This window comes from Polynucleobacter sp. MG-6-Vaara-E2 (assembly GCF_018687695.1).
In the GTDB taxonomy this organism is placed as follows: domain Bacteria; phylum Pseudomonadota; class Gammaproteobacteria; order Burkholderiales; family Burkholderiaceae; genus Polynucleobacter.
The window spans coordinates 266,327-284,255 of record NZ_CP061303.1; the positions used below are offsets into that span (position 1 = coordinate 266,327).

Sequence of the window (17,929 nt, forward strand, 5' to 3'; positions counted from 1 at the left end):
GCCTATTTCACCCTCAAAAAGAGTGTTTTAGTCCATGAAAGGACCCCAGGAAGGCTGACGTACATCAGATCCTGGAATGCTCAATACCTGCTTGGAGTTGCCATCCACTGAGACTGCTGCCAAGACACGTTTGCCACCCACTTTGGTTGAATAAAGAACATAGCGACCGTTTGCAGCAAAAGAGGGTGATTCGTCACTGGTGCCATCAGTTAATGGTTGAGAGTCACCGGTAGCCAAATTCAGAATGTAGAGGCGATACGCACCACCAATGTTAGCAATGTAGGCCAAATATTTTCCGTCAGGAGAAATTCTGGGTGAAGTGACAAAACCTTGTTTGAAAGTAACGCGTTTTGCACCTTCTGCTTGCTCACCTTCAGAGCTCATGCGATAGATTTGTGGATTACCACCACGATCGCTTGTGAAATAGATATAACGACCATCAGCAGAGTATTGGGGTTCTGTATCAATCGTGCTGCCGCGAGTTAAGCGATGCAAGCCACTCCCATCAGCATTGATACCGTAGATTTGAGTATTGCCATCTTTAGAGAGTGAGACCGCTAACTTTCTGCCATCGGGTGACCATGCTGGAGCGCTGTTATTGCCCTTTTGGTTTGAGAGTGAAATACGGCGACCAGTTGCTAATTCATGAACATAGATGACAGGCTTGCGATCTTCGAAAGAAACGTACGCTACTTTCTTGCCATCAGGCGACCATGATGGGGAGATGATAGGTTCTCCGCTATTCATGGCATTGCGAATATTTTGACCATCAGCATCAGATATTACAAGGCGATACCGCTTACCATCCTTAATGACATATGACAGGCGAGTCGAGAAGACGCCGCGCTCACCTAAGAGTTTATAGATGATGTCATCGGCAATTTTGTGACCAGCTGCGCGTAAATTATCAGCGCTAGAGTTGATATTTAAACCGCCCAGGCTTTGTGATTTTCGAATATCAAATAATTTGTAGCGAATTTCAAATTGATCGTTACTAGTTTGTACAACTGAACCAACCACTAAGGCATCAGCCCCGCGTGCTGCCCAAGATTTGTAATTAGGTGTGCCGTCATCGCCTTCAACAGCATTTCCGTTTTCAGTGTTTTTGAAGTAGCCACTGCGCACTAAGTCTTGGCGAATAATTTCAGTAACGCTAGTGGGCAATTTATTTTCATCTTTGAAACGCATTACCGCAATTGGGTACAGCGACTGACCTACACCTGTAATTTCAATATTCATTTGCGCGAATACTGGGGTCGCAATACCAGCGGCCAAAGCAACCATTGCAATACTGAATAAATGCAATTTCAAAACGATTCTTTTCATCAACTGCAACATGCTTTAGTCCTTGGGTTTAAAGGTCAACTTAACTTCGCGCTGTGGAATTTTGCCATTGTCATCTTTGGGCAGGCTTTCTGCACGAGAAAGCGCCAGAAGTACAGCCCTATCCCAACCTGGGTTGCCACTAGAACTTAAAACGCTCGTACTTAGAATGGCCCCATCTGGTGCAAGGTTTACTTGGATCACTGCAGCCGGGTTGCCGCTGATGGACTCTGGGTTAAAGACAATCAGTGGTTTCACTTTCTTGATCACCTTATCAGTCCAACCTGGGGGCGCGTTACCGCCACCGCCAACCCCGCTACCAACCGTGCCGCCGCTACCACCCTCGGCGCCAGCAGCGGCTCGTAGCCTTGCTAGCTGATCGGCGCGAACCTTTTCGGCAGCGGCATTGGCTTTGGTTTCAGCAGGGGATTGTGCTTTGGGAGCCTCTGCTTTTTTAAGCTCTTCTTTTTTTGGTTTTTCCTTCTCTTTTGGTGGAGGAGGTTTCACTACTTTAGGTGTTTCTTTCACCTCCTTTTTGGGAGGCTCTTTTTCAGCTATTTTTTTCTTAACTGCAATATCAGCAGCCTCTTCCTCTACTACTGCTTTGAGTTCTGGTTCAGGCTTTGTTTCAACCTGCGGTGCAGAATCCCAGAGTTCCACCTCCACGCCTGCCGGCGTAGAGTTATTCCAACTAATACCGATCACTAGAAATGCTAATAAACCTAAGTGGGCAATTAAAGAGAAAGTCAATGCGCGCTTAGTGCTCTCCTCTTTTGTCAAGCGTCCCCGCTTAAAAGGGGCGTGAGGTGATTGAAAAGTGGATGCGCTATTCATGAATGTCTGAGGCGAGTCTTAAATCCTATTGACTCTTCACTGCAAGACCAACACGCTTGACGCCATTTTCTTTGAGTTTAGACATGACGTTCATCACGGTTTCGTATTTGATGGATTTGTCTGCTGCGAGCACTACTGGTTGATCTGCTGATTTCTCAGCCTGCGTTCTCGCAAAGGCGCCTAGCTCAAACTGGTTGAGAGTCTGAACGGGCTCACCGTCTTTGCGAACAATCACATTCTCATTGGCGTCGATTGTCAGAAAAACGGGTGGTAGTGATTGCACTTTGGCGCCGCCAACGGTTGGAAGGTTGACTACTCCAGGGTTCACCATCGGTGCAGTGACCATAAAAATCACCAGTAACACCAACATCACATCGATATAAGGAACTACGTTAATGTCGGCCATCGCACGACGTTTTGACTTACGCATTGTGGATCCAGCCATAAGGTTCTCGATCAGCGTCCTGTTTGGCGTTGCAAAATATTGGTGAACTCTTCAATGAAAGTTTCAAAACGAATAGCAAGACGATCAACATCGGTTGCTGCCCGGTTATAAGCAACGACAGCAGGAATCGCTGCAAACAAACCAATAGCTGTTGCGATCAATGCTTCAGCAATACCAGGGGCAACTGCAGAGAGTGTTGCATTTTGCACATTCGCTAAACCACGAAAGGAGTGCATGATTCCCCATACCGTTCCAAAAAGTCCAATATAAGGAGAGACGGAACCTACGGATGCCAGAAATGGTAGATTCGCTTCTAGCGCATCCATTTCGCGCTGGTAGGTGGCTTTCATGGCACGTCGGGCCGCATCGATTTCACGAACTTTCATAAACTCTTGCATTCCGGCCTCAAAAATATGTTCCAGAACGGCATTGCTACGGGTATTACGCTGAGCTGCCTCTAAAAGGGTATTGAGATCCCCGCCAGACCAGAAGTCGCGCTCAAAACGGTCGGTATCTTGTCTAACCCCCCGTAAAACAGCCGTTTTCTTAAAAATGATGGTCCAAGAAGCTATGGACATCCCCAGCAATAACACCATTACCAACTGGACTAATAGGCTGGCATTAAGGACTAGAGAGAGAAATGAGAGGTCTTGTGTAGTGGTCATGGTGGATTTTGTATGATGTAGGTTGATTTTACTGAGTTAATTCACTTAGTAACCCAACTTCTTCAGGATTAATGTCATGTTTGACCGTCAGAACACCTTAGCCAAAACCGACCCCCAGTTATGGGAAGCGATTCAGAACGAAAATAAGCGTCAAGAAGACCATATTGAGCTTATTGCTTCTGAGAATTACACCTCACCGGCAGTTATGGCAGCCCAAGGTTCGCAGCTGACCAACAAATATGCAGAAGGTTATCCAGGCAAGCGTTATTACGGCGGCTGTGAATTTGTAGACGTGGCTGAGCAATTGGCGATTGATCGCGTGAAAGCCTTGTTTGGTGCTGAAGCAGCAAACGTGCAGCCCCATTGCGGCGCATCTGCTAACCAAGCTGTTTTCTTGGCATTCTTAAAACCAGGCGATACCTTTATGGGAATGAGCTTGGCCGAAGGTGGTCACTTGACTCACGGTATGGCATTAAACATGAGCGGCAAATGGTTCAATCCAATCGCTTACGGTTTAGATAAGAATGAAGAAATTGACTACGAACAAATGGAGCGTTTGGCTCGCGAGCACAAACCAAAATTGATTATTGCTGGCGCTTCTGCTTACTCAAAGAAAATTGATTTTGAGCGCATTGGTAAATTGGCAAAAGAAGTGGGCGCGATTTTCATGGTCGACATGGCTCACTATGCAGGCTTGGTTGCTGCAGGTGTGTATCCAAATCCAGTGCCTCATGCAGACATTGTTACCTCCACTACACACAAAAGTTTACGCGGTCCACGTGGCGGCATCATTTTGATGAAGGCTGGGCATGAGAAAGCCATTAACTCCGCAGTCTTCCCAGGCCTACAAGGTGGTCCTTTGATGCACGTCATAGCTGCTAAAGCGGTCGCATTCAAAGAAGCGCAAGAGCCTAGTTTTAAAGATTATCAAAAGCAGGTTGTAGCAAATGCCAAAGCGTTAGCAGAGACCTTGATCTCTCGTGGTCTTCGCATTGTTTCTGGTGGCACGGATTCACATGTGATGTTGGTAGATCTTCGTGCGAAAAAAATGACCGGCAAAGAAGCGGAACGTGTTTTGGGTGAGGCGCACATCACTTGTAACAAGAACGGTATTCCGAACGATCCAGAAAAGCCAATGGTGACTAGCGGTATCCGCTTGGGTTCACCAGCGATGACTACGCGTGGATTTAAAGAAGCTGAAGCACGACAAGTAGGTAATTTCATTGCGGATATTTTGGACAATCCAAATGATCCAGAAAATATTGCCAAGGTGCGCACACAAGTTGCTGAGTTAACCAAGCGCTTCCCGGTTTACGGATAAGTCAGCAAAGTCTCGGAAAAGAGCTCATATTGCGCTGCCCTTTTTGCCATAACGACGATACCCAGGTCCTTGATACCCGGGTATCAGACGAGGGCGACACGATTCGCAGGCGTCGCCGTTGCGCTAAATGCGACAAACGCTTTACCACTTACGAGAGAGTAGAGCTAGTCTTGCCAGCGATTGTTAAAAAGAACGGTAGTCGTGTGGAATATAGCCACGATAAGCTTGCTAGCTCAATAAAGCTGGCGCTTCGTAAGCGACCAGTTTCATCCGACTCCGTGGATGAATCGATTGCCCGCATTGAAGAAAAGCTACTAAGTTTGGGTGAGAAGGAAATCCCTAGTGAGCGTGTTGGTGAGCTCGTGATGCGAGAACTTAAGCGTCTTGATAAAGTGGCCTACATTCGTTTCGCTTCGGTCTATCGAAGCTTTGCAGACATTGAATCCTTCGAAAGCGCTCTCAAAGAGCTAAAGTAGTTACTGCTGAAACTTCTTAGCTTGTTCGGCGCACATCAAGTTGATTACGCCATCTACGTCTGTAGGCTTACTCCATCCCAAAGTTTTGATTGCCTTCTCTGGGTTGCCTACGCTAGAAACGATCTCATTGGGGCGAAAGAAGCTCGGTTCAATTTCCACATATTTTTGCCAATCCAAATCAAAGTATTCAAAAGACTTGGCGACAAAGTATTTAAGCGACTCTTTTCTGCCAGTGGCAATGACAAAGTCATCAGGCTGATCCAGTTGCATCATGAGCCACATTGCTTGAACGTATTCTGGTGCCCAACCCCAATCACGAGAGATTTCTAAATTGCCCAGTTGTAATTTATTCAGTTGACCTGCCTTGATCTTGGCAGCGCCCGCAATAATTTTTTGTGTGACAAAGCGCTCGGGGCGCAATGGGGATTCATGATTAAACAAGATGCCGGTGCAGGCATAGAGGCCATAGGACTCACGATAGCTATTAATGAGCCACTTGGCGGTGGACTTAGCTACCGCGTATGGACTGCGTGGTGCAAATGGTGTTTGTTCATTGGCTGGCATATTGCGCGTGTCGCCAAAGCACTCGCTTGAGCCCGCATTATAAAAACGTACAGGTTTATTAAGCAGGCGAATGACCTCCAAAATATTGAGAGTGCCAATCGCAATACTTTCAATGGCCTCAACTGGTTGATCAAACGAGAGTCCAACAGAGGTTTGCCCGGCGAGGTTGTAGATCTCATCGGGATCGGATTCTTGAATGGCATTAAACACGCTTCTAAAGTCGTTAATGGAAACCGAAATGAGCTTGACCTGTGGACGAATACCAAGTGTGTTGAGGTTATTAAAAGAGGAAGCCATCACATCGCGTGATGAACCAGTTACCTCATAACCTTTGGATAAGAGGTGCTTAGCTAAGTAAGCACCATCTTGCCCAGTAATGCCAATGATTAAGGCTTTTTTAGATGCCAATTTACTTAAGGGCTGCAAAGATTGAGGTGGTAATGTTTTCAACGCTACCAGTACCACTCACCTTGCGGTAAGCAGGCGCTTTGACTTTATCGCCTGAGTCTGCTTGTGCAGCCCATGATGAATAGTACTCAACCAATGGACGGGTTTGGTCATCATAAACTTGCAAGCGTTTGCGAACAGTTTCTTCTTTATCATCGTCACGTTGAATGAGTGGATCACCAGTCACATCATCTTTGCCCTCAACTTTTGGTGGGTTGAATTTGATGTGATAAGTTCGGCCTGAAGCGGGGTGGACACGACGACCACTCATGCGGTCAATGATGGCATCGAATGGAACATCGATTTCTAAAACGTAGTCGATTGGAACGCCAGCATCTTTCATCGCTTGCGCTTGAGGGATCGTTCTTGGGAAGCCATCAAACAGATACCCTTTACTGCAATCAGGCTGAGTCAGTCGATCTTTTACAAGTCCAATAATGATGTCATCGGAAACTAGACCGCCTGCATCCATAATTTTTTTGGCAGCAATACCCAGTTCAGTTCCAGCTTTTACGGCAGCGCGTAACATATCTCCCGTGGAAATCTGTGGAATAGCGAATTTCTCGCAAATAAACTGAGCTTGTGTGCCTTTACCAGCACCAGGTGCACCGAGCAGAATCAACCGCATTGTTTTCCCCTTAGAAGATCTGTAATTGTCCCGTATTTTGTCGGGATCCTTTATATCTAATGCTTAGGATTATCCCCGAGAAGGTCTCAAGACCTGCAGAATGAGAAAAAGGGCTATGAAGCCTTAAACACCCGTCTTACACGTTCTAGGTCATCTGGCGTATCAACCCCAGCAGGAGGGGTTTGAGTTGCGGTATAAACCGCAATTCGATAGCCATTCCACAGGGCGCGAAGTTGCTCCAGTGCTTCAGCCTGCTCTGGCGGTGCAGGGTCTAGGCGGGTATAGGCATGTAAAAATTCAGCCCGATAAGCATAAATGCCTAAATGTCGTAAATGCTCGGTTTTCTCTTCAGCGCCAGCATCGCGCACAAAAGGAATGGATGCTCTAGAAAAATAGAGCGCCTCGCCAACACGATTCAAAACCACTTTGACTACATTTGGGTTTTGAATTTCAGTTGTATCATGAATTGGTACTGCCACTGTAGAAATCGCACACTCCTCATGATCAGCCAAAGTTTGAGCAACTTGATTAATGAGTTCCGGCGGAATGAGGGGCTCATCACCTTGCACATTGACTACCAAGGCGTTGTCAGGGAGCTTTAGTAACTGCGCTACTTCAGCAAGACGATCAGTGCCTGTTGGATGATTCTCGCTAGTTAGTAAACATTCGATGCGATGCTCGTCACATGCCGCTTGAATTTCTACTGAGTCTGTTGCAACCACTACGCTATGCGCTAATGATTTTTTGGCTTGCTCGGCAACGCGAACTACCATCGGTTTTCCGTCAATGTCCGCCAGCGGTTTTCGAGGTAAGCGAGTCGATCCCAGTCTTGCTGGTATCACAACTAAAAAATCAGGAGCTTTAGAGGCACTCATTTCGAATTACTTAAACCTCTTCAGCGCTTAAGTTACGCGCTTCTTCAACGAGCATTACTGGCACATCATCACGAATTGGATAGGCCAGACGATCGGCTTTACAAATGAGCTCATGCTTGTCTGTATCTAAATGCAATTGGCTTTTGCACAAAGGGCAAACTAAGATATCGAGTAGGCGTCTGTCCATAATATTTTCAATAAAGGTTATGAGAAAAGAGTGTAGCGCTTAAGTTCGTCAAATGCACCTAAATAACTTATAGTGTGTAACGTCGGGGATCTGGCCTTTGCAAAATTGATTGCAACCAATCCATCAGGTTATCTGGCAAACGGAGTGACATTGGCACAACCCAAATGCGCTCATCTGAAATGCCCACGCACTTGACTGCATCTTTTTCTGTAATCAGGATGCATTGTGCTTTGATGGCAGCAAAAAATTCTGGGGTGTAAGCAGCGTGGTCTGGTAATGGGATCTGTTTGCCGATAACGCCGTGTTTTGCTAAATCATCAAAAAATCGTTTTGGATTGCCAAGGCCTGCAATCGTAGTAATGTTCTTTGGCAAAAATTGCTCAGTAATCTGCTCAAAAGATTGGGTATTTGAAGAATTGGTTAATTGATATGGGTTGCCTAAGCGACTAGCCAGATTAAAAGATCTACGACCTAAAAAGTACTCATCAAGGATGCCACTTTTTTGATTCTTCGGAGTGCCGGTAAATAGCGTAGCATCCCGCTCTCGTGCAGCTGGTTCGCGAAGTGGCCCTGCAGGCAGTAAGAATCGATTCCCCTCGCCTCGATCATCACGCACTACAAACTCGACATCGCGACCACCTTCACGTGCAGGCCAGCGAATTAATCCACGGTGTTGTAGACCGTCATCACTAATGATGACGTTGACCTCAGGAGAATGCTTGAGCAAGGCTTTAATGCTTTGCTGACGTTTTGGAAATACCCAAATCGGAAATTGATCAGCAGTGCGTTTTGCAATCAAGACAGGCTCATCGCCAACCATGGAAGGATCAGAGTCGCACTTTACTTGTACTGGGGCTATCTGCGACGTTGCGCCATAACCTCTGCTAATAATTCCAGGCTTCCACCCTAGTTGCGAGAGTTGTTGTGCAAGAGCAATCACGATGGGTGTTTTGCCCGTGCCACCAACCCGAATATTGCCAACGATAATGATCGGTATTGGGATTGGCTTTACTTTAGAGAGATCTAAATCATGAATCAGTTTGCGAATGCGCAAGATAAGGCCATATAGCCAAGAAAGCGGCCACAGCACAAAGCTTGTGGGGCCACGCCTCTCCCAAAATTTTGGAGCCTTGCGGAATATGGGAAGTGCCATAACCTCTTATTTACTTTTTAGTCTGACTGCTAAAAACAATATTGCTCAAATTGGCATCACGCGCTGCCTCTAAGGCTGTCATGACGGATTGATGTGGTGCTTTAGCGTCAGCATCAATATTGACTTGTAGGTTGCTGTCTTTGCTGCTCAGTTGAGTTAAGGAGTTGCTGAGTTGAGATGGATCAGTCACTTTGCCATTAATTGCAAAACGGCCATCTCGACTGACTGCAATATGAACTTGCTTGTTCTCGACTTGAGATTGGCTACCACTTGCTGTTGGCAATGTAATGGCTAATTCTTGATAGCGAGTGAAAGTAGTGGAGATCATCAAAAAGATCAACACCACTAATAACACATCAATAAAGGGGATGAGATTGATTTCGGGTTCAGCAGAAACCGAAGTCGTTCCCAGAGAGAATTGCTTTCCTGCTTTTGAATGGGTGTCTAACCAACTCATTGTGCTGATTCAGTTGGATATAGTTTTTTAAATAATTGGCGTGTGAATTCTTCGCACTCACGTTGACGCTGATTTGCGATTGCGCGTAGTGCGCGCCAAGCGGCTAACGCAGGAACGGCAATCAACAAACCGAAGGCAGTGTTGTATAGCGCTACAGAAATTCCATGCGCTAGTTGTTGTGGGCTACCGGCACCATTAATCGCACCTTGACTACCAAAGATCTCAATCATGCCCACGACAGTGCCAAACAAACCCAGCAATGGAGCTACGGTAGCGATTGTTGCTAGTGCACCTAAATAGCGATCAAACTTGAGCCAAGTTGCTTGAGCGGTCACTTGAAGCTCTTCTAGTGCAGATTGAGCATGGTTGCCTGAAGATTTCTCACGCAATACACAGGCTAGCAATGGACTAACTGGAGACAACTGAGCTAGTTCTGTAATCTGCTCATTCGCCAATGTTTTTTGGCTAACTAATTGATTTGCGAGAGTAAAAGCAGTTTCCAGACTGCCTTTCGGAAAAATATGAATCTGGCGTAAATACCAGCTACGCTCGATAACAATCGCTAGGCCAATAATGGAAATGATCAAAAGAGGCCAAATAGGCCAGCCAGCGGATAGTAAGATGGAGTACATAAGCTCAGTACTTTAGCTGAATTAATGAGCCCCTTTCAGAAAGTTTGCCTGTGGATAACTCTGTGCAAAACTTTTTTATAGGGATGCTCTAAGTCCTTGATTGATGGTCGGCAGGGTGAAATATTCCCAAAAATACCATTAGAGAAGAGGATAATTTCAGTATATAAATCATGGGCTTGCAATTTATCTGTAGTATTTATGAGATGTTTTGGGTCAGTAATCACTTACTTATGTGCATTAAACCAACGGCCAATAGGCTTCTGTGGATATTTATTACCGTCTAAGCCACATGGCTTTGAGAGCAAAGAGAAAAAATGTCGGAAATATCAAGGGAAATTCTGTCAGTTGGCGATCTAAACCGCGCCATTGCAGCCTCTTTGGAGGATCGTTTCGACACCGTTTGGGTTAGCGGGGAGATTTCCAACTTCAAGGCTTATGACAGCGGGCACTGGTACTTCTCATTAAAAGATGAAGAGGGTCAGATTCGCTGTGTGATGTTCCGAGGTCGTAATGGCCAAGTCGGCTTCATGCCTCAGTCAGGAGACCTGGTAGAGGTTAGCGCAAGCCTGGGCATGTATGTTCCCAGGGGTGATATTCAACTAACGATTCAAACCTTAAGACGTGCTGGAATGGGTGGCTTATACGAAGCCTTCCTAAAGCTCAAAGCCAAGCTAACAAAAGAAGGCTTGTTTGATGAAGATCGTAAACGTGAGATTCCAACCCATCCACGTTCAATTGGTATTGTCACTTCACCACAAGCCGCAGCTTTAAAGGATGTACTCAGTACTCTCGCAAGACGTGCGCCACATATTCCAATTGTGATTTATCCAACATTGGTGCAGGGCCCTGATGCTCCGGCAGGAATTATTGCAGCGCTCAAAGTTGCTGAAAAAGAAAAAGCAGTCGATGTAATTTTGCTTGTTCGTGGCGGTGGCAGTATCGAAGATTTGTGGGCATTTAATGATGAGCAATTGGCATATGCAATCGCAAGCTCGCCAATTCCTGTCGTCAGTGGGGTTGGTCATGAAACGGATTTTACGATCGCAGACTTTGTCTCTGATCTAAGGGCGCCAACGCCAACAGGCGCAGCAGAGCTGGCCGCTCCTCGCAGAGATCAAATGCTACAAGAGCTTGATACCATCATGCAGGCGTTGCTTGCTCGCATTAATCAACGCGTTGAGCGTGAGGCGCAGACCTTAGATCAATTAGTCTTGAGATTGAGTCATGCATTGCCCAATCCAGATCGTATGCGAGAGCAGATAACAAGTTGGCAGCAGCGTCTCAATCAAGCTTGGTCTGTGCGCATGGATAACTGGAAGCGAAATCAAACTCACTATCAATCTCAGTTAGAGATGCTCAATCCACAGAGAACATTAGAGCGTGGATATTCGGTGATTTTAAATATAGAAGAAAATCAATTGCATGCAGTAAGAGGTCCAACAGAACTATCCACTGAAAAAGTATTTCAAATTCAAATGGCGGATGGTGGGGCAGAAGTTCGATTAGCCGATATCAAAATAAGCCCTTAGCTCAAAATGGACATCATTTGACAAAACGTACGTTTTTACGTACTATTGTCGAAAGGAGCTAAATGATGACTACATTAACTGCAAGCGAAGCCAGGGCAGGTCTTTACCGCTTAATTGATCAGGCGGCCGAGTCTCATAAGCCTGTAGTAATTTCAGGTAAGCGTGCCAATGCTGTCTTAATTTCAGAAGAGGATTGGAGTGCCATTCAAGAGACGCTGTATCTCATGGCAATACCAGGAATGCGCGAATCTATTAAAGACGCCATGGCTGAGCCGTTAGCTAAAAGTAAAAAGGTATTGAAGTGGTAATTTGGAATTTAGCTTATTCCAAATACTCCCTAAGGGATGCCAAAAAAATATCGGCCGCTGGATTGAGGGATAAAACTCAAGCATTACTCGATATTCTTCAGGCGAATCCTTTTCAAAATCCACCACCGTATGAGAAATTAGTCGGTGATTTTAAAGGGGCATATTCACGCAGAATTAATATTCAACATCGTCTGGTGTATGAAATATTCCGAAAAGAAAAAACGGTTCGCATCCTCAGAATGTGGACGCATTATGAGTAAAGTCTCAGAGAATGTTGGGCTCAATTTCCAAGCTCACGCCAAATTCTTTTTTGACTTTATCCTGAATGCATTTAGCAAGACCTAAAATATCTTGTGCTGTGCCACCACCGTGGTTTACCAATACGAGTGCTTGATTTTCATAAACTCCTACATTGCCCATACGTTGGCCCTTAAAGCCACACTGATCAATGAGCCAACCTGCAGCCAGTTTGCGCTTACCTAGCGCATCAGGATATGAAACTAATCCAGGGTATTTATGAAGCAAGGTCTTATATTGCTCATTAGGAACAATCGGGTTCTGAAAGAAACTACCAGCATTGCCAATCATCTTAGGGTCAGGCAACTTCTGTGTGCGAATCTTGCAGACCGCCAAAAAGATTTCCCTAGGACTTGGGTTTAAATTGCTTGTGAACTGTTTGGCTAAATCTGCGTAATGAATGCGTGCTTGCCATTGTTTAGGGATTTTAAAAATAACCTTTGTCACGATAAAGCGATGAGGATTTTGCTTGAAGTAGCTATCGCGATAAGCAAATTGGCAGGCATCTTTTGCGAGAGTGACAAAGGTATGGCTTTTGGCGTCAAAAGCTTCGACCGAATCAATGTACTCGCCAATTTCAACGCCATAAGCACCAATATTCTGAATAGGTGCTGCCCCGACGGTTCCTGGAATGAGAGCTAAGTTTTCTAGTCCTGGAAAATGATTGTCTAAAGTCCATGCAACAAATTCATGCCAATTAACGCCACCGCCGACGGCTATCAAGGTTGCTTTTTCATCAGAAGAAACAATCTCCTGGCTGGTGATATTCATGAGTAAGGTTGCGCCAGATAAAACTTTCGGTAAGATCACGTTGCTGCCACCCCCAAGCACGCGCCAAGGCAAATTCTTCTCAGTTACCCCCCGAATTACTGCCGGAACTTGTTCTGCGGCAGTAATTTCATAAGCCACTTCAGCACTGACATCAAACCCAAAGGTATTGCGATCCCGAAGGACGAGGTTTAGGCTCGATTTTGCTTGGGAGACTGCATTTTGGCTGGAGTTCATGCCACAATCTTATTCGAATGTCTGCCAAGAGCGCAGATAATTGGAATATTAGTATTTAGATAATTCAAAATAATACGTAATTCAATAAATAAGGAGTGAAAGATGCCCTCATTTGATGTGGTTTGTGAGCCAGACATGGTTGAACTTAAAAATGCGATTGAGCAATCCAATAAAGAAATTAGTAATCGTTTTGACTTCAAGGGTTCCGATAGTCGGGTTGAGCAAAAAGATGAGGCTTTGATTCTCTTTGGGGATGATGACTTTAAATTAGGCCAAGTTCGTGACGTACTGATTAACAAGATGGCTAAGCGTAATGTAGATGTGCGTTATCTCAAGGATGACAAAACAGAGACAATTGGTGGTGATAAACGCAAGCAAACTATGAAGATTCAAAAAGGCATTACTTCAGATCTGTCTAAAAAAGTCGTGCGCATTATTAAAGACAGTAAGCTCAAAGTACAAGCGAGTATTCAGGGTGATGCCGTTCGTGTGACTGGCGCTAAGCGAGATGACCTGCAGGCGACTATGGCTCTTCTCAAAAAAGAGGTCACCGAGGCGCCCTTAGGTTTTAATAATTTCCGTGACTAATGATTCTCCTAAGATAGCTCCAGCAAGTGAAGAGGCGATTGAACGCTTTTGCGATGCTTGCTGGCTAGAGGATGGGCTTGCAAAGAATAGTCTGTCAGCTTATCGAAGAGATTTATTGCTCTTAGCCCAGTGGTTATATCAAGGGTCTGGCGCGGACCTCTATTCAGCTCAAGAAAAAGATCTCACTGCTTACATAGCGCATCGTCGTGCTGATAAGGCAACTACTGCGAATAGACGTTTAACGGTATTCAAGCGTTTTTATCGTCATGCCTTACGTATCAATTTAGTGAAAAGTGATCCATGCATTGGCTTACGTGCTGCAAAGCAAGCCTTGCGCTTTCCTAAAACACTCAGTGAAGATCAAGTGACTGCATTACTGAATGCACCTGATATTGATACGCCCTTAGGCTTGCGCGATCGCACGATGTTAGAGCTGATGTATGCCAGTGGTTTGCGCGTATCAGAAATTGTTTCTCTCAAAACAGTTGCCTTAGGTTTGAACGAGGGTGTTGTGCGGGTAGTCAATGGCAAAGGCGGTAAAGAGCGTTTGGTACCGTTTGGCGGAGAAGCTGGACAGTGGTTAAGAAGGTATCTTGCTGAAGCTAGGGCAACCCTTCTTGAGGATAAAACAACGGATGCTGTTTTTGTCGGGCGTCATACCGGAACTGGCCTGACAAGGCAGGCTTTCTGGGCGCTGATTAAGCGCTATGCAACTGTGGCAAACATTCCAGTGGCTTTATCACCGCACACACTGAGACATGCGTTTGCAACCCATCTACTGAACCATGGGGCTGATCTTAGGGTTGTTCAATTGCTTTTAGGTCATGCCGATATTTCTACGACGCAGATATATACCCACGTGGCAAGGGAACGCCTTAAATCGATTCATCAACAGCATCACCCACGCGGATCATGAGTGGAATGCTAAAAGTGTTTAAGATGGCGATATGAATATAAGTATTGAACTTTTATTAATACCGGTTGCCTATCTCATTGGTTCTATTTCGTTTGCTGTAGTGGTGAGTAAGTGCATGAATTTGCCTGACCCCCACTCTTATGGCTCTGGTAACCCTGGAGCAACAAATGTGCTGCGCACAGGAAATAAATTAGCGGCTGCCTTAACTTTTTTAGGTGATGCGCTTAAGGGCTACTTTGCGGTGATGCTGGCCCGTGTTTTATTGGGCGATCAATCTTTAACAGCTTCGCTTGGCTCTTGGGTTTTGTGTGGTGTCGTACTGGCAGTTTTTTTAGGTCATCTGTTTCCGATATTTCATGGCTTTAAGGGTGGTAAAGGTGTGGCGACTGCTTGTGGCATTTTGTTTGGCGTTAACGTCATTCTTGGGGCTGCAACCTTGGGTACTTGGATCATTGTGGCTGCATTCATGCGCTACTCATCTTTAGCGGCTTTAGCTGCTGCCGTGTTTGGCCCAATTTACTTTGTATTTTTATTTGGCTTTCAGCCTATGGGTATTGCGCTTTTAGTTGTGTGTCTGCTGCTGATTTGGCGACACCGTAGCAATATTAAAAATTTACTCAACGGTACAGAAAGCCGCATTGGCTCAAAAAAGAACAAAAACTAAAGAGCTTAATGGTGGATAAGGAGACAATAACATGACGATTGCCTATGCTTGCGTTGTATTTATGGGTTTATTTCCGTATGTGGCTGCCGGCATTGCCAAAAAGGGTTTTGAGGGTTACGACAACAGTATGCCAAGGCAATGGCTGGCACAGCAAACGGGATTTAGAGCAAGAGCCAATGCTGCACAGGCAAATCTGTTTGAATCTCTCCCATTCTTTTTTGCTGCAGTGATCATTGCTTCAATTAACAATGCGCCACAATCAAGGATTGATTTACTCGCAATCGGTTTTGTGATTGCTCGTATTGCATATTTAGTTTGTTATATCGCTAATTGGCCTACGACCAGATCAATTGTTTGGTTGATAGGGCTCTTTTGTGTCAGCGCTATATTCTTCCAGATCTAAGTAAAAATAATCACTATGACAGCTAAAAAAATGCCAAATAAGTCGGCGCCTAAAAAGTCAGCAACTAAGGCGGCAGTTAAAAAACTGACGCCCACTAAAGCAAGCGCAAAGAAAATTACTAATACGAAAGATGATGCTGGGCTTCCACTTTCAGTTGTGATACGTAGGCGTATAGAGGCGCAGAAGGCCCGCTTTCATGCTAATGACAATATTGCTGCCTTTATTAAGCCCGGGGAGCTAGAGGGCTTAGTTGAGGAGGTGTCAGAAAAGATGCAAGCTGTCTTGGAGAGCTTGGTTATCGACACTCAAAATGACCACAACACCAGAAACACCAGTCGTCGGGTAGCCAAGATGTATGTCCAGGAGGTCTTTAACGGCCGTTATGTGGATCAACCTACCTTAACGAAATTTCCTAATGTGAGCCGCTTAAATGAGCTGATGATTATTGGTCCAATTACAGTGCGGAGCGCTTGCTCTCATCACTTATGTCCAATCATGGGTCGTATATGGATCGGCGTTCTTCCAAGCAAAGAGTCTGCATTAATTGGCCTCTCAAAATATTCAAGATTGACTGAGTGGGTTATGTGTAGACCGCAGATTCAGGAAGAAGCGGTTGTAGAGTTGGCCGATATGCTTGAGAAAAAAATCAAACCCATTGGAGTTGCAGTGGTTATGGATGCGGATCACTTCTGTATGCAGTGGCGTGGTGTAAAAGATCGTGACTCAAAGATGATCAATAGCGTGATGCGCGGCGCATTTTTGAAAGATTCTAATTTGCGGCGTGAATTTTTAGCGCTGATTGATCGTAAGTAAAACATTACGAATGGTTAAGACCTTTTTATATTGGTTGGTTGGATTGCTCTGCTTGTGTTCTTGCGCATCCATACCTGAAACAAATCAAGATCCAGCAAAAAATAACCTTGCTACCTTTCGCAAAGATCTAAAAGAGTGCAAGGAAGATTATCCCGTGGCTGGATCTGGTGTCCATATCCGCCAATGGGAAGGTTGTATGAATTTAAAAGGCTGGCGCTAAACGCGGTATGGATGACTTTGTTTAGTGAGAACAATTCTCATCTATATTGCTATATAAATCAGTAAGTTACGAGCTTCCTAGCAAGCTCAATTTATCTCCACTATGATCGGTTCAGTTTTTAAATATATTTGTTGCTGATCGTTTTACTTTTTGGAGAACCCATGAAAAATAGTCGTCGCCAATTTATGATTTTGTCCGCTGCCGGTGCTTGCACTTTGGCATTGAACGGTAAGGTTCAAGCTCAAGCGATGGTTGCTGAAACTGATCCACAAGCCGCTGCTTTAGGCTACAAAGCTGACGCCACCAAAGTAGATAAGGCAAAGTATGCCAAGTATGCTGCTGGTCAAGAATGTGATAACTGCGCCTTGTTCCAGGGTAAGGCTGGTGCCGCTGCTGGCGGTTGCTCATTGTTTGCTGGTAAACAAGTTGCTGGCAAGGGCTGGTGTTCTGCTTACGCAAAAAAGGCTTAATGAGCATTAGTTAAATGAAGCAATTATTTGCTTCATCGAATAAAAAAGATCGCTACGGCGGTCTTTTTTATTGGCAATAAGGTAAAAATTTGGGTTTATGATGAAATCCAATCCATATTAAAGCCTCGTTGAGGTTACAAAGAATGAGACACACAATGAAGTATTTAATCAGGCGTTACTCGTTTTATTTTGGCGGCGATCAGCCAGAGGTGTCTTGGTCTGAGCGACTAAGGTCTTGTGCGGGTGCCTTTGTGGGTTTAATTTTGGTTTTTACCATCGCCAAATTGCTTGGTGAGCTAGTCGGTATCGATGAGTGGTTAATGGCCTCCTTGGGGGCAAGTGCTTTGCTAGTTTTTGCTTTGCCCGGCAGCCCTATGGCTCAGCCTTGGGCTGTAATTGCAGGTAATACTTTGTCTGCCCTAATAGGTGTTACGGCGATAACTGTGATGCCTGAACCCTTGCTGGCTATGCCTATTGCAGTGAGCCTATCAATCATGGGAATGTTTGTTTTGCGCTGTTTACACCCTCCTGCTGCTGCGGTAGCCTTGATTGCAGTGCTAGGGCATATTACTCATTACTGCTATGCGTTCTTCCCAGTCTTGCTAGATTCAATTCTCTTAGTGTTTGTCGCGGGTGTTTATAGTAATTTGACAGGCAAAAGGTATCCAAATAGGCCTAAATAGTCTTTAAATAGGCCTATTTGAACTTA

General features: G+C 45.1%; 25 protein-coding genes. 13 read left to right on the forward strand and 12 right to left on the reverse strand.

The genetic code is table 11. From position 1 onward, the window contains the following. Window positions 1-27: 27 nt before the first annotated feature. From tolB to tolQ, 4 genes are read right to left on the reverse strand one after another with little or no spacing between them, the layout of a single operon-like run. Window positions 28-1,338, reverse strand: coding sequence for a Tol-Pal system beta propeller repeat protein TolB (gene tolB / locus ICV38_RS01425; RefSeq protein ID WP_215381993.1), 1,311 nt, complete (start codon window positions 1,336-1,338; stop codon window positions 28-30). Between the two features lie 3 nt (window positions 1,339-1,341). Continuing rightward, window positions 1,342-2,157 (reverse strand): cell envelope integrity protein TolA, encoded by an 816-nt coding sequence (gene tolA / locus ICV38_RS01430; RefSeq protein ID WP_215381994.1) that lies wholly within the window; start codon window positions 2,155-2,157, stop codon window positions 1,342-1,344. Window positions 2,158-2,182: 25 nt separating this feature from the next. Then, window positions 2,183-2,602 (reverse strand): protein TolR, encoded by a 420-nt coding sequence (gene tolR, locus ICV38_RS01435; protein WP_215381995.1) that lies wholly within the window; start codon window positions 2,600-2,602, stop codon window positions 2,183-2,185. Window positions 2,603-2,613: 11 nt separating this feature from the next. Further along, a complete protein-coding gene (gene tolQ / locus ICV38_RS01440) occupies window positions 2,614-3,267 on the reverse strand; it encodes a protein TolQ (protein ID WP_215381996.1) in 654 nt (217 codons plus the stop codon). Window positions 3,268-3,343: 76 nt separating this feature from the next. Between tolQ and glyA the strand changes: the two genes are divergently transcribed. Beyond that, window positions 3,344-4,588, forward strand: a complete 1,245-nt coding sequence (gene glyA, locus ICV38_RS01445) for a serine hydroxymethyltransferase (protein ID WP_215381997.1) — start codon at window positions 3,344-3,346, stop codon at window positions 4,586-4,588. A gap of 29 nt (window positions 4,589-4,617) precedes the next feature. Next, the gene (nrdR, locus tag ICV38_RS01450) at window positions 4,618-5,064 is read left to right on the forward strand and encodes a transcriptional regulator NrdR (RefSeq protein WP_215366994.1); all 447 of its coding nucleotides are present in this window, start codon (window positions 4,618-4,620) and stop codon (window positions 5,062-5,064) included. Here nrdR and ICV38_RS01455 read toward each other — a convergent pair whose 3' ends face one another. The 7 genes from ICV38_RS01455 to ICV38_RS01485 form a co-directional block, all read right to left on the reverse strand. Further along, on the reverse strand, window positions 5,065-6,078 hold the full coding sequence (locus ICV38_RS01455; protein ID WP_215381998.1) for a GDP-mannose 4,6-dehydratase: 1,014 nt from the start codon (window positions 6,076-6,078) through the stop codon (window positions 5,065-5,067). Further along, window positions 6,038-6,703, reverse strand: coding sequence for an adenylate kinase (gene adk / locus ICV38_RS01460; protein WP_215381999.1), 666 nt, complete (start codon window positions 6,701-6,703; stop codon window positions 6,038-6,040). The genes ICV38_RS01455 and adk overlap by 41 nt, the downstream gene beginning before the upstream one ends. A 113-nt stretch (window positions 6,704-6,816) precedes the next feature. Then, window positions 6,817-7,578 (reverse strand): 3-deoxy-manno-octulosonate cytidylyltransferase, encoded by a 762-nt coding sequence (gene kdsB / locus ICV38_RS01465; protein WP_215382000.1) that lies wholly within the window; start codon window positions 7,576-7,578, stop codon window positions 6,817-6,819. Window positions 7,579-7,588: 10 nt separating this feature from the next. Beyond that, a complete protein-coding gene (locus tag ICV38_RS01470; protein WP_215382001.1) occupies window positions 7,589-7,765 on the reverse strand; it encodes a Trm112 family protein in 177 nt (58 codons plus the stop codon). A 67-nt stretch (window positions 7,766-7,832) separates the two neighbouring features. Continuing rightward, a complete protein-coding gene (gene lpxK, locus ICV38_RS01475) occupies window positions 7,833-8,918 on the reverse strand; it encodes a tetraacyldisaccharide 4'-kinase (RefSeq protein WP_215382002.1) in 1,086 nt (361 codons plus the stop codon). Between the two features lie 10 nt (window positions 8,919-8,928). Beyond that, window positions 8,929-9,375: a biopolymer transporter ExbD gene (locus ICV38_RS01480; RefSeq protein ID WP_215382003.1), complete on the reverse strand. Its 447-nt coding sequence runs from the start codon at window positions 9,373-9,375 to the stop codon at window positions 8,929-8,931. Continuing rightward, window positions 9,372-10,007 carry a MotA/TolQ/ExbB proton channel family protein gene (locus tag ICV38_RS01485; RefSeq protein ID WP_215382004.1) on the reverse strand — a complete coding sequence of 212 codons (636 nt, stop codon included), beginning with the start codon at window positions 10,005-10,007 and terminating at the stop codon, window positions 9,372-9,374. The genes ICV38_RS01480 and ICV38_RS01485 overlap by 4 nt, the downstream gene beginning before the upstream one ends. Window positions 10,008-10,321: 314 nt before the next feature. Here ICV38_RS01485 and xseA point away from each other — a divergent pair, with 314 nt between their 5' ends. The 3 genes from xseA (at window position 10,322) to ICV38_RS01500 (ending at window position 12,104) form a co-directional block, all read left to right on the forward strand. Then, a complete protein-coding gene (gene xseA / locus ICV38_RS01490) occupies window positions 10,322-11,536 on the forward strand; it encodes an exodeoxyribonuclease VII large subunit (protein ID WP_215382005.1) in 1,215 nt (404 codons plus the stop codon). Window positions 11,537-11,601: 65 nt separating this feature from the next. Continuing rightward, window positions 11,602-11,844 carry a type II toxin-antitoxin system Phd/YefM family antitoxin gene (locus tag ICV38_RS01495; protein ID WP_215382676.1) on the forward strand — a complete coding sequence of 81 codons (243 nt, stop codon included), beginning with the start codon at window positions 11,602-11,604 and terminating at the stop codon, window positions 11,842-11,844. Then, the gene (locus ICV38_RS01500; protein ID WP_215382006.1) at window positions 11,838-12,104 is read left to right on the forward strand and encodes a Txe/YoeB family addiction module toxin; all 267 of its coding nucleotides are present in this window, start codon (window positions 11,838-11,840) and stop codon (window positions 12,102-12,104) included. Before ICV38_RS01495 ends, ICV38_RS01500 begins: the two co-directional genes overlap by 7 nt. 4 nt (window positions 12,105-12,108) lie before the next feature. On the opposite strand, the gene murB is transcribed toward ICV38_RS01500, so the two are convergent. Continuing rightward, window positions 12,109-13,146: a UDP-N-acetylmuramate dehydrogenase gene (gene murB, locus ICV38_RS01505; RefSeq protein WP_215382007.1), complete on the reverse strand. Its 1,038-nt coding sequence runs from the start codon at window positions 13,144-13,146 to the stop codon at window positions 12,109-12,111. Window positions 13,147-13,248: 102 nt separating this feature from the next. Between murB and ICV38_RS01510 the strand changes: the two genes are divergently transcribed. The 8 genes from ICV38_RS01510 (at window position 13,249) to ICV38_RS01545 (ending at window position 17,903) form a co-directional block, all read left to right on the forward strand. Beyond that, entirely contained in the window at window positions 13,249-13,734 is a 486-nt protein-coding gene (locus ICV38_RS01510) for a YajQ family cyclic di-GMP-binding protein (protein ID WP_215382008.1), read from the forward strand. Next, window positions 13,727-14,650, forward strand: coding sequence for a site-specific tyrosine recombinase XerD (gene xerD, locus ICV38_RS01515; RefSeq protein WP_215382009.1), 924 nt, complete (start codon window positions 13,727-13,729; stop codon window positions 14,648-14,650). Before ICV38_RS01510 ends, xerD begins: the two co-directional genes overlap by 8 nt. A gap of 31 nt (window positions 14,651-14,681) precedes the next feature. Continuing rightward, window positions 14,682-15,314 carry a glycerol-3-phosphate 1-O-acyltransferase PlsY gene (gene plsY, locus ICV38_RS01520; protein WP_215382010.1) on the forward strand — a complete coding sequence of 211 codons (633 nt, stop codon included), beginning with the start codon at window positions 14,682-14,684 and terminating at the stop codon, window positions 15,312-15,314. 31 nt (window positions 15,315-15,345) lie between these two features. After that, window positions 15,346-15,717: an MAPEG family protein gene (locus ICV38_RS01525; RefSeq protein WP_215382011.1), complete on the forward strand. Its 372-nt coding sequence runs from the start codon at window positions 15,346-15,348 to the stop codon at window positions 15,715-15,717. Between the two features lie 15 nt (window positions 15,718-15,732). Then, entirely contained in the window at window positions 15,733-16,530 is a 798-nt protein-coding gene (locus ICV38_RS01530) for a GTP cyclohydrolase I (RefSeq protein ID WP_251368176.1), read from the forward strand. Window positions 16,531-16,540: 10 nt separating this feature from the next. Then, window positions 16,541-16,750 (forward strand): hypothetical protein, encoded by a 210-nt coding sequence (locus tag ICV38_RS01535; RefSeq protein WP_215382012.1) that lies wholly within the window; start codon window positions 16,541-16,543, stop codon window positions 16,748-16,750. 161 nt (window positions 16,751-16,911) lie between these two features. Beyond that, window positions 16,912-17,220, forward strand: coding sequence for a high-potential iron-sulfur protein (locus tag ICV38_RS01540; protein WP_173955069.1), 309 nt, complete (start codon window positions 16,912-16,914; stop codon window positions 17,218-17,220). A 155-nt stretch (window positions 17,221-17,375) separates the two neighbouring features. Then, window positions 17,376-17,903, forward strand: coding sequence for an HPP family protein (locus tag ICV38_RS01545; RefSeq protein ID WP_251368177.1), 528 nt, complete (start codon window positions 17,376-17,378; stop codon window positions 17,901-17,903). Window positions 17,904-17,929 lie beyond the last annotated feature (26 nt).